Genomic DNA, 15,440 nt, shown 5'->3' with positions numbered 1-15,440 from the left:
GCCTGAGCCGATCTGCATGATGCCAACCGCCAAGTCTCGGCGGCAGATTGCTCGACCCCATAACCTCCAGAAATATGCGGGCGTGCCCATGATTACCCTGAAGCTCAATGGTCAAGACCATCAACTCGACGTCACCGAGGATATGCCGCTGCTCTGGGCAATCCGCGACGTGGCCGGTTACAACGGCACCAAATTTGGCTGCGGCATGGGCCTGTGTGGTGCCTGCACCATTCATATCGAAGGCGCTCCGGCGCGCAGTTGCATCACGCCTATCGGTTCAGTGGTCGGCCAGAACGTCACCACCATCGATAACCTGCACGTCGACCCGGTCGGGCAAGTCGTGCAGCAAGCCTGGCTCGACAGCGCCGTGGCTCAGTGCGGTTTCTGCCAGGGCGGGCAGATCATGTCAGCGACGGCGCTGCTCAAGACCAACCCGAACCCCAGCGACGCACAGATCGAAGAGGCGATGGTCGGCAATATTTGCCGTTGCGGCACCTATAACCGCATCAAGACCGCCATCCGCCAGGCATCCACTCACCTGAAGGAGGCCAAGGCATGAGCCAGTTACCGAATGATTTTGCGCTGAGCAACCTCAGCCGCCGTGGCTTCCTTAAAGGCGTCGGTGCGACCAGTGCGTTAGTTCTGGTAGCGAGCTGGGGCTGGCAAGACGCTTTTGCCGAAGAAAAAGAGAAAAAATTCGGCGCCGACGGCATGCCCAATGGCTGGATCGATGATCCCAAGGTTTACATCAGCATTGCCGCTGACGGCATGGTGACCGTGGTCTGCAACCGTTCGGAAATGGGCCAGGGTGTGCGCACCAGCTTGACCATGGTAGTGGCCGATGAACTGGACGCCGACTGGGCCATGATGAAAGTGCAGCAGGCGCCGGGTGACGAGGTTCGCTTCGGTAACCAGGACACAGACGGTTCGCGCAGCATGCGTCACTGGTACGAGCCGATGCGTCGTTGCGGTGCCGCCGCGCGAACCATGCTGGAACAAGCGGCGGCTGAGCAGTGGAAAGTGCCGGTCAGCGAGTGCCATGCGCAGCTGCATAAAGTGGTGCACCAACCGAGCGGTCGTGAACTGGGCTACGGCGCTCTGGCCGCCGCTGCGGGTGCGCTGGCAGTGCCGGCCCGTGACAGCCTGCGGCTCAAGCAACCGTCGGAGTTTCGCTACATCGGCAAGGAAGGCACCAAGGCGATCGACGGTGCCGACATCGTCAACGGCCGCGCCATTTACGGGGCCGATGTGCATTTCGACGGCATGCTCTACGCCGTGATTGCGCGTCCGGCGGTTTATGGCGGCACGGTCAAATCCGTCGACTCCAGCGCGGCGATGAAAGTCCCGGGCGTGATCAAGGTCATTCAGATCGAAGGCCGTCCGCTGCCATCCGAGTTCCAGCCATTGGGTGGCGTGGCCGTGGTGGCCAGCAACACCTGGGCCGCGATCAAGGGCCGCGAAGCGCTGAAGATCGAGTGGGATGACGGCCCCAATGCCAGTTACGACTCGATCGCCTACCGCAAAGAACTGGAAGCCGCGTCCCTCAAACCCGGCAAAGTGGTGCGCAATACCGGCAACATCGACGACGCCATGAAAGGCGCCAACAGCACCCTCGAAGCCTCGTATTACCTGCCGCACCTGGCGCAGGCGCCGATGGAACCGATGGTCGCCATCGCCCGCTTCAAAGACGGTGTGTGCGAGGCCTGGGCCCCGAGTCAGGCGCCACAGGTCACCCGGGAACGGATTGGCGAACGCCTTGGTATTCCGTTCGATAAGGTCACGTTCAATGTCACCTTGCTTGGCGGCGGTTTCGGTCGCAAGTCCAAGCCGGACTTCGTCATCGAAGCGGCGATCCTCGCCAAGGAATTCCCCGGTAAAGCGGTGCGGGTGCAATGGACCCGTGAAGACGACATCCACTGCTCCTACTTCCACACCGTGTCCGCCGAGTACCTGAAGGCCAGCCTGGACAAGGATGGGCTGCCCTCTGGCTGGTTGCACCGCACCGTGGCCCCGAGCATTACCGCGCTGTTCGCCCCGGGCATGAACCACGAGGCGGCTTTCGAGCTGGGCATGGGCTTTACCAACATGGCCTACGCCATCCCCAACGTGCGCCTGGAAAACCCCGAAGCGGCGATTCATACCCGGGTCGGCTGGTATCGCTCGGTGTCGAACATTCCCCACGGGTTTGCGATCCAGAGCTTTGTCGATGAGCTGGCGCACAAGGCCAAGCAGGATCCACTCAAGTACCAGATCAAACTGCTGGGCCCGGATCGTCAGATCGATCCGCGCACCTTGAGTGAAGAGTGGAACTACGGCGAATCCCCCGAGCGTTATCCGATCGACACCGGGCGGATGCGCACGGTACTGGAAACAGCCGCCAAGGCCGCCGGTTGGGGGCGCGAGCTGCCCAAGGGCCGAGGCCTGGGCCTGGCGGTGCATTACAGCTTCGTCAGCTATGTGGCGGCGGTGATCGAAGTCGAAGTCAAAGACGACGGCACGTTGATCGTGCACAAGGCCGACATCGCGGTGGATTGTGGTCCGCAGATCAACCCCGAACGGATTCGCGCTCAGTTCGAAGGCGCGTGCGTCATGGGCCTGGGCAATGCCGTGGTCGGGGAAATCAGCTTCAAGGACGGCAAGGTGCAGCAGGACAACTTCCACATGTACGAAGTGGCGCGCATGTCGCTGGCACCGAAGGAAGTGGCGGTGCATCTGGTGACGCCTCCGGGCAATGTGCCGTTGGGCGGAGTCGGTGAGCCAGGCGTACCGCCGATTGCGCCTGCTCTATGCAACGCGATCTTCGCTGCCACTGGCCAGCGTATCCGCAACTTGCCGGTTCGCTTCCAGCTGCAAGGTTGGCAGAAGGCGCAGGCCTGATGGACAGCGCGGATCTGAACGTCCTGCGCAGCGTGCTGGAATGGCGTCGCGCCGGTCGGCGGGTGGTGTTGTACAGCGTGGTCCAGACCTGGGGCACTGCGCCCCGGGCACCTGGCGCGATGCTGGCGTTGCGTGAAGATGGCGTGGTGATCGGCTCGGTGTCCGGCGGCTGTGTCGAGGATGATCTGATTGCCCGGCTGCACGATGGGCGGATTCCACCTGACGGGCCGCCGGTGCAATTGATCACCTACGGCGTCACCCGTGAGGAGGCCGCACGGTTTGGTTTGCCCTGCGGTGGCACCTTGCGCCTGACCGAGGAGCGGGTCGGCGATCCAGGTTGGGTCGCCGAGTTGCTGGAACGCTGCGAGGCCCATGAAATAGTGGCTCGTTCGCTGGATATTGCAACCGGTGAAGTAATTTTGCAGGCGGCGAACAAAAGCGATGTGCTGAGCTTTGACGGCCACACCCTGCGCGCCATCTACGGTCCGCGTTGGCGGCTATTGCTGATCGGTGCGGGGCAATTGTCCCGGTATGTCGCCGAAATGGCGCGACTGCTGGATTTCGAAGTGCTGATCTGCGATCCGCGCAGCGAGTTTGTCTTCGGTTGGGAAGAGCAGCACGGCCGTTTCGTCTCGGGCATGCCGGATGAAGCGGTGCTGACCATCGAGACCGACGAACGCACGGCCATTGTCGCCCTGACCCATGATCCGCGCCTGGATGATATGGCGTTGCTGACCGCTCTGGATTCCAGGGCTTTTTATGTCGGTGCCCTGGGGTCGCGGGTCAACAGCCTGAAGCGGCGGGAAAACCTGGCTCAGCTAGGCTTGTCATCACAGGCCATCGAGCGGCTGCACGGCCCGATCGGTTTGCATATTGGCAGCCACAGCCCTGCGGAAATCGCCTTGTCGCTGCTGGCCGAGATCGTGGCGATCAAGAACGGCGTCGAATTGAAGCAGAAGAAGCCGTTGCAGGAGGTTGTATGAGTGAACCCATCGGCGTCATCGTGCTGGCGGCGGGGCAGGGCAGACGCTTCAGGGAGGTGGCGGGAGCGGACAAGGACAAGCTGCTGGCCGACTGCACAGGGCGAGATGGCGCGGTTCGGTCGGTGATCGAGCACGTGCTGCTGAGTGTGCCGGCCAACCTTGGGAAGCGTGTGCTGGTGACGACCGAAGATCGCCCACAAGTGATGCGCATGGCTCAGGCGTACGGTTTCGAGAGTGTGAAGATTGGGCCTGCCGGGATGGGCGATAGCATTGCCGCCGGGGTGGCGGCGTGTCCAGAGCTCAGTGGCTGGTTGATTGTGCTGGGAGATATGCCGTTTATCTTGCCGTCGAGTATCGAGCGGGTGGTGGCGGGGATTGCGGATGATTGCGTCAGTGTGCCGGTGCATGCGGGGAAGTACGGACACCCCGTCGGGTTCGGTCGCAGTTTTGGGCCGGGGTTGATGGCGTTATCGGGTGATCATGGGGCCAAGCCGTTGTTTGCGCAGGGCAGGGTGGTTGAAGTGGCGGTGGATGATGCCGGGGTGTTGTGGGATGTGGATGTGCCTGCAGCATTAGTATTTTCCTGACACACCGTCTTGCCCACGAAGAACGATAACGCGGTCTACTTGCTTTATCTCAGATGTAAAAAAAGCCCCGCCTGGATCACCAGGCGGGGCTTTTTAGTGGCCGATGGAATCAGACGAGGGGTTTAGGCTCGTGTTCTTTTTCCAGGGCTTGTTCGTGTTGCTCGACCGCTTCCTGTACGGAGCGCGGTGCTTCTTCGATGACCGATTCGGCAACAGGTGCCGCTTCGATCACTTCAGCCACAACCGGTGCAGGCTCGTCAGCGACAATCGCTTCAACCGGAGCAGCAGCGGCAGCCAGTTCGGCTTCCTTCTGCAGACGCTCTTCTTCACGCTTGCGACGACGCACTTCACGTGGATCGTTCGGTGCACGGCCGCTTGGCGTCAGGGCGCTGACAGGGGCGGCTTCGACGTGCGGTGCAGCCACTTCGGCAACGACCGGCGCCGGTGCTTCAACGACTGGAGCAGGCTCGGCAGCCACAATCACTGGCTCGGACACCATGGCTTCAGCAACCTGAGCTTCAGCAACCGGAGCAGGCGCTTCAACCGCAGCCGGCTCGGCAACCCAGTTGAACGCGGTTTGTTCTTCACGAACTTCGCGGACAGCTTCGGTTACGGTTTCGCTGGAGGTTTCGGCAGCTGGCTCGGCAGCAAACACTGGCTCGGGGGCCGCTTCAACTTCAGGCTGTGCTTCACGAACCGGTGCCACTTCGATTTCCGGAGCCGCAGTGGCTTCTACCGGAGTCGTTGCTTCCACTACTGGCGCTTCGACCGAAGCCGTTTCCAGGGTGGCGGCCGTTGCGCGTTCGGCTTGCTCGTTGGCTTGGGCTTCAGCAGGCGCGCTGATCACGGTGCTGGCAACGGCTGCGGTAACAGCCAGGCCGGCGGCCAGATCGGAAGTGCTTGGCGCTTCGTTGCTTTCGCCCGCTTCGCTGCCTTCGGCGGATTCGGATTCTTCCGAACCTTCGATCACGTTGCCGTTGGCATCGCGTTGACGCTCGCGACGGTTGCTGCGACGACGCTGGCCACGGGAGCGGCGGCGTGGACGATCGCCTTCGGCGCCTTCCTGACCGTCTTCCTGCAGTTGCTCTTCGTTGGTTACCAGTTCTTCTTCGGCAACCGCGGCAGCGGCTTGCTCTGCACGTGGCTGACGTTCTTCACGCGGTGGGCGCGGAGCGCGTTCTTCACGTGGCTGGCGAGCTGGACGCTCTTCAGCGGTCGCAGCAGCGGCTGGAGCGGTGGCATCCAGAGGTTCGCGCAGTTCACGCACGCGTTCTTCACGCTCGCCACGTGGCTTGCGGTCTTCGCGAGGCGCGCGCGGTGCACGTTCTTCACGAGGGGCGCGAGGTGCGCGCTCTTCACGTGGAGCACGTTCTTCGCGGGCGACTACCGGGGTTTCTTCCCGGGCTTCGCGTGGTTGACGCTCTTCGCGTGGCTCACGTGGTGCGCGTTCTTCACGCGGTGCACGTTCTTCACGCGGTGCACGTTCCTCACGAGGCTTGCGCTCTTCATCGCGGCGACCGTTACGGTTGCGGCTCTGCTGACGACCGTTGCGACGCTCTTCGTTACGGGCCGGGCGCTCGGTGGTCGCTGGTTTTTCAACCACAACCGGAGCAGCAGGCTCTTCCTTGGTAGCAAACAGGCTGACCAGCGACTTCACCAGGCCTTTGAACAGGCTTGGCTCTGGCACGGCGATCGGTGCAGCAACAGGTGCGGCAGCGACGACTTCGGTCGGAACCGGAGCGTTGGCGCGGGCCGGCGCGGTCTTGACTGCGGCTTCCTGACGAACCAGGGTGCGGGTCGCGGCGGCTGGCTGGACTTCTTCGACTTCGGCAGCGGCTGCTGCGATTTCGTAGCTGGACTGGCCGACTGCGGCTTCCGGGCTGTCATCACGCAGACGCTGAACTTCGAAGTGCGGCGTTTCGAGGTGATCGTTCGGCAGAATGACGATGCGGGCACGGGTGCGCAGTTCGATCTTGGTGATCGAGTTGCGTTTTTCGTTGAGCAGGAAGGCTGCGACCGGAATCGGCACTTGGGCGCGAACTTCGGCGGTGCGGTCTTTCAGGGCTTCTTCTTCGATCAGGCGCAGGATCGCCAGGGACAGCGATTCAACGTCACGGATGATGCCGGTGCCGTTGCAACGTGGGCAAACGATGCCGCTGCTTTCGCCCAGGGATGGACGCAGGCGCTGACGGGACATTTCCAGCAGGCCGAAGCGCGAGATGCGACCGACTTGCACGCGAGCGCGGTCGGCTTCCAGGCATTCGCGGACTTTTTCTTCCACGGCGCGCTGGTTCTTGGCAGGGGTCATGTCGATGAAGTCGATGACGATCAGGCCGCCGATGTCGCGCAAGCGCAACTGACGGGCGATTTCTTCGGCGGCTTCAAGGTTGGTCTGCAGGGCGGTTTCTTCGATGTCGCTGCCTTTGGTGGCGCGTGCCGAGTTGATGTCGATGGACACCAGGGCTTCGGTCGGATCGATAACGATGGAGCCGCCGGAAGGCAGTTCAACGACGCGCTGGAAAGCGGTCTCGATCTGGCTTTCGATCTGGAAACGGTTGAACAGCGGAACGCTGTCTTCGTACAGCTTGATCTTGCTGGCGTACTGCGGCATCACCTGGCGAATGAAGGTCAGGGCTTCGTCCTGGGCTTCAACGCTGTCGATCAGCACTTCGCCGATGTCCTGGCGCAGGTAATCGCGGATGGCGCGGATGATCACGTTGCTTTCCTGGTAGATCAGGAACGGCGCGGAGCGATCCAACGAAGCTTCTTTGATGGCGGTCCAGAGTTGCAGCAGGTAGTCGAGGTCCCACTGCATTTCTTCGCTGCTGCGGCCCAGGCCGGCAGTACGAACGATCAGACCCATGTCGGCTGGTGCAACCAGGCCGTTCAGGGCTTCACGCAGTTCGTTGCGCTCTTCACCTTCGATGCGACGGGAGATACCGCCGGCACGCGGGTTGTTCGGCATCAGCACCAGGTAACGACCGGCCAGGCTGATGAAGGTGGTCAGGGCAGCGCCCTTGTTGCCACGTTCTTCTTTTTCGACCTGAACGATGACTTCCTGGCCTTCGCTCAGGACGTCCTTGATGTTGACGCGGCCTTCAGGGGCTTTCTTGAAGTATTCGCGGGAGATTTCTTTGAGGGGCAGGAAGCCGTGGCGCTCAGAGCCGAAATCGACAAAGGCAGCCTCAAGGCTTGGTTCGATGCGAGTAATCCGGCCTTTATAGATGTTGGCCTTCTTCTGCTCGCGTGCACCGGATTCGATGTCCAGGTCGTAGAGGCGTTGGCCATCTACCAGTGCAACACGCAACTCTTCGGGTTGAGTTGCGTTAATCAGCATTCTTTTCATGTAGTACCGTCGGTTTCCGGGCTGCCGGAAACGGCGTTCGGCACACACGACTTCTCATGGTCGGTGTCAGGTGCGTCGGGAGTGGTTGGCCATTCCCGTGTCCAGCGATGTCTGGCCAATTGGGCCGTTATCGCGACTTACGCGTCCTGCTTGCTGTGGCTACTTAAGCACTCAGTCAGGAGGAGGAATCAACCAGCGGCTGTGGACGAGATGAAGCGTCTTGATAAAGCCTATTGCTACACAGTCCAGCGGTTGTGCATCTCCACCCTACACGTATCCCTGATAATTCGGGTGCTGCCGCGCGCAGAATCCGCAGCGGGTTGGCATTTACCGTGAGCTCCGAAGGGGGAGGTCACGCATCATGGCTAATTTAGGCGTTGTTTCCGAAGCGTTCGCTCGGGGTCGTCCTTAGCTGACTGCACTTTGTGAACTGGCCATGAATATTGGCTCGCAAGGGGAGTGAAAACTCTGCTTTGCGGCTTGATTCAGGCCTCATGTCACCTGCGCTTGTTACAGCTGAAAACTCCACCGTTACGTAGCGAAAGCCCCGTAGGACGGCCTCGCGTCCTGGTGAATTGCGTTGGTCAGGGCCGGTTTTTGACCGTTAGTCCGCTGTCCAGGCCGCTTTTGGCGGCGTTCGCGACTATAGCAGCAATGATTAAGTGCTTCAATTCCATAAAAAATTGTTATCATCCGCGGCATGACGACTACTGCCCCTTCGACCCCAGCCGTACAACTGCTGGAGGTCTCGCCGGAATATGCCGGCCAACGTATTGATAACTTCCTTCTCGCTCGGCTCAAAGGCGTGCCCAAGACCTTGATTTACCGCATTTTGCGCAAGGGCGAAGTGCGAGTGAACAAAGGTCGGATCAAGCCCGAATACAAGCTGCAGGCGGGCGATATCGTGCGCGTGCCGCCGGTTCGCGTGCCTGAGCGCGACGAGCCGGTGCCGCTGGCCCAGGGCCTGCTGCAACGCCTGGAAGCCTCGATTGTGTTCGAGGACAAAGCGCTGATCGTGATCAACAAGCCTTGCGGCATTGCGGTTCATGGCGGCAGCGGCCTGACTTATGGGGTGATCGAAGCCTTTCGTCAGTTGCGTCCCGATTGCAAGGAACTCGAACTGGTTCACCGTCTCGACCGTGATACTTCCGGCCTGTTGATGATCGCCAAGAAACGCAGCATGTTGCGCCACTTGCACACGGCCTTGCGCGGCGATGGCGTCGACAAGCGCTATATGGCGCTGGTCCGTGGTAACTGGGCGGCTTCGATCAAGCAGGTCCGCGCGTCGCTGGGCAAGAGCAATCTGCGTTCCGGCGAGCGTATGGTCGAGGTCGACGAGGAGGAGGGCAAGGAGTCTGTGACCGTGTTCAAGGTCCTGCGCCGCTTCGGCGACTTTGCCACCCTGATCGAGGCCAGGCCGATTACCGGCCGGACCCACCAGATTCGCGTCCATACCTTGCATGCCGGGCATTGCATCGCTGGTGACACCAAGTATGGCGACGAAGGTTTCAGCAAGGAAATTCGCGATTTGGGCGGCAAACGCCTGTTTCTGCACGCCTACCTGCTGACTGTGCCGCTGCCCGATGGTGGCGAGCTGAAATTGCAGGCGCCGGTGGATGAAATGTGGGCCAAGACCGTGGAGCGCCTGAGTGCACCCCTCTGATTACAAACTGCTGATTTTCGATTGGGACGGCACGCTTGCTGACTCCATTGGTCGGATTGTCGAGGCGATGCATGTCGCGTCCGAACGGTCCGGGTTTCAGCTGCGCGATGATTTTGCCGTCAAAGGCATTATCGGTCTGGGTCTGCCTGAGGCCATTCGCACGTTGTACCCCGAAATTGGCGATGCCGAGCTGGTTGCGTTCCGCCAACACTATGCGGATCACTACATCGCCGCAGAGGCTGTGCCTTCACCGCTGTTCGAGGGTGTGCTCGAGTCGATGGAGGCGTTTCGCGCCGAGGGTTATCATCTGGCTGTGGCCACGGGCAAGGCGCGTCGCGGGCTGGATCGGGTGCTGAAAGCCCATGGCTGGGAAGATTATTTCGATATCACCCGCGCCGCCGACGAAACCGCCAGCAAGCCCCATCCGCTGATGCTTGAGCAGATTCTCGCGCATTGCGAGGTTCGCCCGGAGCAGGCGCTGATGGTGGGCGATTCGTCCTTCGACCTGCAGATGGCGCGTAACGCCGGTATGGATTCGGTGGCAGTCAGTTATGGCGCGCAATCGATCGACGCGCTGAAGCTGTTCGAGCCGCGACTGGCCATTGATCGTTTTTCAGAATTGCATGCCTGGCTGGGTCAGCGGGCTTAACGGGTTTTTGCTGGGGTAGATGTCATGACCGACGAATGGAAAGCGCCCGCCAAGGCGAGCGCAGAGAGCGGTGACGAAAAAAGCTGGAAGCTGCTGGAAACGACCCTGCTGGCCAGTGTCCAGGAGCAGCGCCGGTCTCGTCGCTGGGGTATTTTCTTTAAATTGCTGACCTTTGTGTACCTGTTTGGCGCGTTGATTCTGTTCACGCCGCTCATGGACATGGAAAAAAGCGCGACCCGCGGTTCCCACTACACGGCGTTGATCGATGTAACCGGCGTGATCGCCGACAAGGAGCCGGCCAGCGCCGACAACATCGTTGGCAGTCTGCGTGCTGCCTTCGAGGATGAGAAGGTCAAGGGTGTGGTTCTGCGCATCAACAGCCCGGGCGGCAGTCCGGTGCAGTCGGGTTATGTGTATGACGAGATCGTCCGTCTGCGCGGCTTGCACCCGGATACCAAGGTGTACGCGGTGATCTCTGACCTGGGCGCTTCCGGTGCTTACTACATCGCCAGCGCGGCGGATCAGATTTACGCCGACAAGGCGAGTCTGGTCGGTTCCATTGGTGTGACGGCGGCCGGTTATGGTTTCGTCGGCACCATGGAGAAGCTTGGCGTCGAGCGTCGGACCTACACGTCCGGCGAGCACAAGTCGTTCCTCGACCCGTTCCAGCCGCAGAAGCCTGAGGAAACTCAGTTCTGGCAGGGCGTTCTGGATACCACGCACCAGCAGTTCATCAACAGCGTGAAGAAGGGCCGTGGCGACCGTCTCAAGGATAAAGAGCATCCAGAGTTATTCTCCGGGCTGGTCTGGAGCGGTGAGCAGGCGTTGCCGCTGGGTCTGATCGATGGCCTGGGGAGTGCCAGTTCGGTGGCGCGCGATGTAATTGGCGAGAAGGAACTGGTGGATTTCACCGTTCAGGAATCGCCATTTGATCGTTTCTCGAAAAAGCTCGGTGCCAGCGTGGCTGAGCAGTTGGCGATGTGGATGGGCTTCCAGGGGCCTTCGTTGCGTTGATTCTTTGGTTGCACCAGAAAACCGGCCGCAGTGGCCGGTTTTTTGTGTTCAGGGAATTTGCACGCCCTCGGCCAGTAGCATGTCGATCAGGCGAATCAGCGGCAGGCCGATCAGGCTGGTGGCGTCAGGGCCTTCGGTGCTTTGAAACAGGCTCACCCCCAAGCCTTCGGCCTTGAAGCTGCCAGCGCAGTCGTAGGGCTGTTCGGCGTGCAGGTAGCGCTCGATGCGTGCCGGGTCGAGGGTGCGCATGTGCACGGTGAAAGGCACGCAGTCGACCTGGCAGTCGCCGGTCTGGCTGTTGAACAGTGCCAAGCCCGTCAGGAAGGTCACGCTGGCACCGCTGGATGCCAGTAGTTGTTCGCGGGCCTTCTCGAAGGTGTGGGGTTTGCCGATGATTCGATCGCCGAGGACGGCAACCTGGTCGGAGCCGATAATCAGATGAGCAGGATGGCTGCCGGCCAGTGCCCGGGCTTTTTCTTCGGCAAGGCGTTTTACCAGTTCGATGGCCGTCTCGTCGGAGCGATGGCTTTCATCGATATCCGGCGAGCTGCAGGTGAATGGCAGCTGCAAGCGGGCCAGCAATTGCCGGCGATAAACCGAGCTTGAAGCGAGTAATAAAGGCAGCATGCGTATCTCCGGAAGACAGGCGCGAATTCTACCGAGGCTTCCAAGTGACGGACAGGGCTGAATTTCCTTTGACATGGCTGGGTGCATCCCTATAATGCTGCGCCTATGTTGAATGACCCGATTCCACCTCACGTTGACCCGCGCAAATTGGCTGACCGTGGCACCACCCTTCAAGGTGAACTGCTGCTGGCCGATTTGGAGAGACTCTGCGACCCGCTTTCCGATACTGTCGGTACGGTGCAGGCTAAATTCGTTTTTGAACGAGATGAACGTAAGTCTGTGGTAATCCACAGTTTTATCGACACCGAAGTCAAAATGGTTTGCCAGCGTTGTCTTGAGCTGGTCACCCTGCCGATCCATAGCGAATGCAGTTATGCTGTGGTGAAGGAGGGTGCGAATACCCAGTCGTTGCCGAAAGGTTATGACGTGCTGGAACTGGGCGAAGATCCATTGGATCTGCAGTCACTGATCGAGGAGGAGCTTCTGCTCGCCTTGCCCATTGTGCCTGCTCATCATCCGGAAGAATGCCAGCAGCCGGCGGGTCTCGATGAGCCCGAACCGAGCGAGGACGAGGTAACGCGGTCCAACCCGTTCAGTGTATTGGCGCAGTTAAAGCGTGACCCAAACGTTTAGGAGTTAATCAATTATGGCTGTTCAGCAGAACAAAAAATCCCGCTCTGCCCGTGACATGCGTCGTTCGCACGACGCCCTGACGGCAAGCACTCTGTCTGTAGAAAAAACCACCGGTGAAATTCACCTGCGTCACCACGTATCGCCAGAAGGCGTATACCGTGGCCGTAAAGTGATCGACAAGGGCGCTGACGAGTAATCACTTGTCTGCTCAAGTCATCGCGATTGACGCAATGGGCGGGGACTTCGGTCCCCGCAGCATTGTTCAGGCCAGCCTTGCTTGTCTGTCTGCTACGCCCTCGCTGCACCTGACCCTCGTCGGTCAACCCTCTCTTCTTGAAGAATTGCTCTCTGGCCAATCGGCTGTGGATCGCTCGCGCCTGTCGATTGCTCCGGCGTCCGAAGTCATCGCCATGGACGAAAAGCCTGCCCAGGCCTTGCGTGGCAAGCCTGACTCGTCGATGCGCGTGGCGCTAGAGTTGTTGCGTGATGGCAAGGTTCAGGCCTGTGTCAGTGCCGGCAATACCGGTGCGCTGATGGCGTTGTCGCGGTTTGTGCTCAAGACGTTGCCCGGCATCGATCGGCCGGCGATGGTGGCGGCGATTCCAACGCAGAAGGGTTATTGCCAGTTGCTCGACCTCGGCGCCAACGTTGATTGCAGTGCCGAGCATTTATTGCAATTTGCGGTGATGGGCTCGGTGGCGGCAGAAACCCTCGGCATTGTTCGCCCGCGGGTGGCCTTGCTGAACATCGGCACCGAAGACATCAAGGGTAATCAGCAGGTCAAGCTGGCGGCGACCTTGTTGCAAAGTGCTCGCGGCATCAACTACATCGGCTTTGTCGAAGGTGACGGTTTGTACCGGGGCGAGGCGGACGTGGTGGTGTGTGACGGCTTTGTCGGCAATATCCTGCTCAAGTCCAGCGAAGGCCTGGCGACCATGATTGCCGGGCGCATCGAAGCCTTGTTCAAGAAAAACCTCGCCTCGAAAATGATCGGCGCGCTGGCGCTACCCCTGATGAAGCGTTTGCAGGCCGATCTGGCGCCTGCGCGACATAACGGCGCAAGCTTCCTGGGTTTGCAGGGGATTGTGGTGAAAAGCCACGGTTCGGCCGGAGTTCAGGGTTTTCAGAGTGCCATTTCCCGTGCGCTGATCGAGATCCAGGAAAACCTTCCGGAACGCATTCACGGTCGTCTGGAGGATTTGTTGCTTTAGGCGTTTTCGTCGGACAATGCTTAAATGTGACCGCTCAGTTCAATTGGCCATCCAACTGTCAGTTTCTTGCGTCCCCCAAGCGGGACGTCAAATTCTCCGACGACAAGATCATTAGGGGCTTGTTACATGTCTGCTTCCCTCGTATTCGTCTTTCCAGGACAGGGTTCGCAGTCCCTCGGCATGCTGGCCGAGTTGGGCGCACAACATCCGGTTGTCCTCGAAACATTCAAAGAAGCTTCCGATGCTCTGGGTTACGACCTGTGGGCACTGACCCAGCAAGGGCCGGAAGAGCAACTCAATCAAACCGATAAAACCCAGCCGGCCATTCTGACTGCCTCGATCGCCTTGTGGCGTCTGTGGCTGGCGGAAGGCGGCGCACGTCCGGCTTACGTTGCCGGTCACAGCCTGGGCGAGTACAGCGCACTGGTCGCGGCGGGTAGCCTGAGCCTGGGCGCCGCCGTCAAGCTGGTGGAGCGCCGTGGTCAGTTGATGCAGGAAGCGGTTCCGGCCGGGCAGGGCGGCATGGCCGCAATCCTGGGTCTGGAAGATGCTGACGTGTTGGCCGCCTGTGCCGAAGCGGCGCAAGGCGAAGTGGTTAGCGCGGTCAACTTCAACTCCCCGGGCCAGGTCGTGATCGCCGGTGCCAAGGCTGCGGTCGAACGCGCCATCGAAGGCTGCAAGGCTCGTGGTGCCAAGCGTGCCATGCCGTTGCCGGTCAGCGTGCCGTCCCACTGCGAATTGATGCGTCCGGCAGCCGAGCGTTTCGCTGAGTCGATCGCTGCCATTGACTGGCAGGCTCCGCAGATCCCTGTGGTGCAGAACGTCAGCGCCAATGTGCCGGCCGATCTGGAAACCCTCAAGCGCGACCTGCTTGAGCAGCTCTACAAGCCTGTACGCTGGGTTGAGTCGGTCCAGGCGCTGGCCGCCAAGGGCGCGACCCAACTGGTCGAATGCGGCCCTGGCAAAGTACTCGCCGGCCTGAACAAGCGTTGCGCCGAAGGCGTGTCGACATCCAACCTCAATACCCCAGACGCTTTCGCTGCCGCCCGTGCAGCGCTGGCCTGAATCAGGAGAAACTTGCATGAGTCTGCAAGGTAAAGTTGCACTGGTCACCGGTGCGAGCCGCGGTATCGGCCAGGCCATCGCCCTGGAACTGGGTCGTCAGGGCGCTATTGTTGTCGGTACCGCGACGTCCGCTTCCGGCGCCGAGCGTATTGCCGCTACCCTGAAAGAAAATGGTATTCAAGGCACTGGCCTGGAACTCAATGTCACCAGCGACGAATCCGTTGCTGCGGTGTTGGCGAGCATCACAGCACAGTTCGGTGCGCCGGCGATCCTGGTCAACAATGCCGGTATCACCCGCGATAATCTGATGATGCGCATGAAAGATGACGAATGGCATGACGTCGTCGATACCAACCTGAACAGTCTGTTCCGCCTGTCCAAGGGCGTTTTGCGCGGTATGACCAAAGCCCGTTGGGGACGAATTATCAGTATTGGCTCGGTTGTGGGTGCCATGGGCAACGCAGGCCAAGTAAACTACGCAGCCGCCAAGGCCGGTCTGGAAGGTTTCAGCCGTGCACTGGCGCGTGAAGTCGGTTCGCGTTCGATTACGGTAAACTCGGTGGCCCCTGGGTTCATCGACACCGATATGACCCGCGAACTGCCTGAGGCACAGCGTGAAGCCTTGCAGACGCAGATTCCGCTGGGCCGTCTGGGGCAAGCTCAAGAGATCGCGTCTGTGGTCGCTTTTCTTGCATCCGACGGTGCGGCTTACGTTACTGGGGCTACAATCCCGGTGAACGGCGGGATGTACATGAGTTAAATGTGACGGATTGCTTCAAAAAAAT

General features: G+C 60.4%; 14 protein-coding genes. 12 read left to right on the top strand and 2 right to left on the bottom strand.

The features are described 5' to 3' along the window. Positions 1-88: 88 nt before the first annotated feature. The 4 genes from AB4N91_RS18575 to AB4N91_RS18560 are packed head-to-tail and all read left to right on the top strand — an operon-like array spanning position 89 to position 4,447. A complete protein-coding gene (locus AB4N91_RS18575; protein ID WP_010461879.1) occupies positions 89-559 on the top strand; it encodes a (2Fe-2S)-binding protein in 471 nt (156 codons plus the stop codon). After that, positions 556-2,877 carry a xanthine dehydrogenase family protein molybdopterin-binding subunit gene (locus AB4N91_RS18570; protein ID WP_077748001.1) on the top strand — a complete coding sequence of 774 codons (2,322 nt, stop codon included), beginning with the start codon at positions 556-558 and terminating at the stop codon, positions 2,875-2,877. The genes AB4N91_RS18575 and AB4N91_RS18570 overlap by 4 nt, the downstream gene beginning before the upstream one ends. Further along, entirely contained in the window at positions 2,877-3,860 is a 984-nt protein-coding gene (locus AB4N91_RS18565; protein ID WP_460111517.1) for an XdhC family protein, read from the top strand. The genes AB4N91_RS18570 and AB4N91_RS18565 overlap by 1 nt, the downstream gene beginning before the upstream one ends. Next, the gene (locus AB4N91_RS18560; protein WP_460111516.1) at positions 3,857-4,447 is read left to right on the top strand and encodes a nucleotidyltransferase family protein; all 591 of its coding nucleotides are present in this window, start codon (positions 3,857-3,859) and stop codon (positions 4,445-4,447) included. Before AB4N91_RS18565 ends, AB4N91_RS18560 begins: the two co-directional genes overlap by 4 nt. A gap of 109 nt (positions 4,448-4,556) precedes the next feature. Here the strand turns inward: AB4N91_RS18560 and rne are convergent, their stop codons facing one another. Further along, the gene (gene rne / locus AB4N91_RS18555) at positions 4,557-7,793 is read right to left on the bottom strand and encodes a ribonuclease E (protein WP_460111514.1); all 3,237 of its coding nucleotides are present in this window, start codon (positions 7,791-7,793) and stop codon (positions 4,557-4,559) included. Between the two features lie 700 nt (positions 7,794-8,493). On the opposite strand from rne, the gene rluC reads away from it, so the two are divergent. Genes rluC through sppA form a run of 3 tightly spaced genes read left to right on the top strand, consistent with a single transcriptional unit; the run spans position 8,494 to position 11,119 of the window. Next, complete coding sequence (gene rluC / locus AB4N91_RS18550) at positions 8,494-9,456, top strand: 23S rRNA pseudouridine(955/2504/2580) synthase RluC (RefSeq protein WP_010461871.1); 963 nt, start codon at positions 8,494-8,496, stop codon at positions 9,454-9,456. Further along, positions 9,443-10,105, top strand: coding sequence for an HAD-IA family hydrolase (locus AB4N91_RS18545; RefSeq protein WP_083374753.1), 663 nt, complete (start codon positions 9,443-9,445; stop codon positions 10,103-10,105). Before rluC ends, AB4N91_RS18545 begins: the two co-directional genes overlap by 14 nt. Before the next feature lie 24 nt (positions 10,106-10,129). Continuing rightward, complete coding sequence (sppA, locus tag AB4N91_RS18540; RefSeq protein ID WP_460111512.1) at positions 10,130-11,119, top strand: signal peptide peptidase SppA; 990 nt, start codon at positions 10,130-10,132, stop codon at positions 11,117-11,119. 48 nt (positions 11,120-11,167) lie between these two features. Here the strand turns inward: sppA and AB4N91_RS18535 are convergent, their stop codons facing one another. Beyond that, a complete protein-coding gene (locus AB4N91_RS18535) occupies positions 11,168-11,746 on the bottom strand; it encodes a Maf family protein (RefSeq protein WP_172792426.1) in 579 nt (192 codons plus the stop codon). Between the two features lie 105 nt (positions 11,747-11,851). Between AB4N91_RS18535 and AB4N91_RS18530 the strand changes: the two genes are divergently transcribed. The 5 genes from AB4N91_RS18530 to fabG all read left to right on the top strand — a co-directional run bounded on the left by AB4N91_RS18530 (position 11,852) and on the right by fabG (position 15,415). Beyond that, on the top strand, positions 11,852-12,379 hold the full coding sequence (locus AB4N91_RS18530; RefSeq protein WP_004371317.1) for a YceD family protein: 528 nt from the start codon (positions 11,852-11,854) through the stop codon (positions 12,377-12,379). A gap of 13 nt (positions 12,380-12,392) precedes the next feature. Next, on the top strand, positions 12,393-12,575 hold the full coding sequence (gene rpmF / locus AB4N91_RS18525; RefSeq protein ID WP_008152339.1) for a 50S ribosomal protein L32: 183 nt from the start codon (positions 12,393-12,395) through the stop codon (positions 12,573-12,575). A 4-nt stretch (positions 12,576-12,579) separates the two neighbouring features. Next, positions 12,580-13,590 (top strand): phosphate acyltransferase PlsX, encoded by a 1,011-nt coding sequence (plsX, locus tag AB4N91_RS18520; RefSeq protein ID WP_077747995.1) that lies wholly within the window; start codon positions 12,580-12,582, stop codon positions 13,588-13,590. Positions 13,591-13,716: 126 nt separating this feature from the next. Next, positions 13,717-14,655 (top strand): ACP S-malonyltransferase, encoded by a 939-nt coding sequence (gene fabD / locus AB4N91_RS18515; RefSeq protein WP_460111508.1) that lies wholly within the window; start codon positions 13,717-13,719, stop codon positions 14,653-14,655. Positions 14,656-14,671: 16 nt separating this feature from the next. Then, a complete protein-coding gene (fabG, locus tag AB4N91_RS18510; protein WP_010461854.1) occupies positions 14,672-15,415 on the top strand; it encodes a 3-oxoacyl-ACP reductase FabG in 744 nt (247 codons plus the stop codon). Positions 15,416-15,440: the final 25 nt, after the last annotated feature.

This window comes from Pseudomonas sp. H3_D04 (assembly GCF_054669175.1).
The sequence above is the reverse complement of the archived record's forward strand: the minus strand, read 5'-3'. Positions and strand labels throughout refer to the sequence as shown.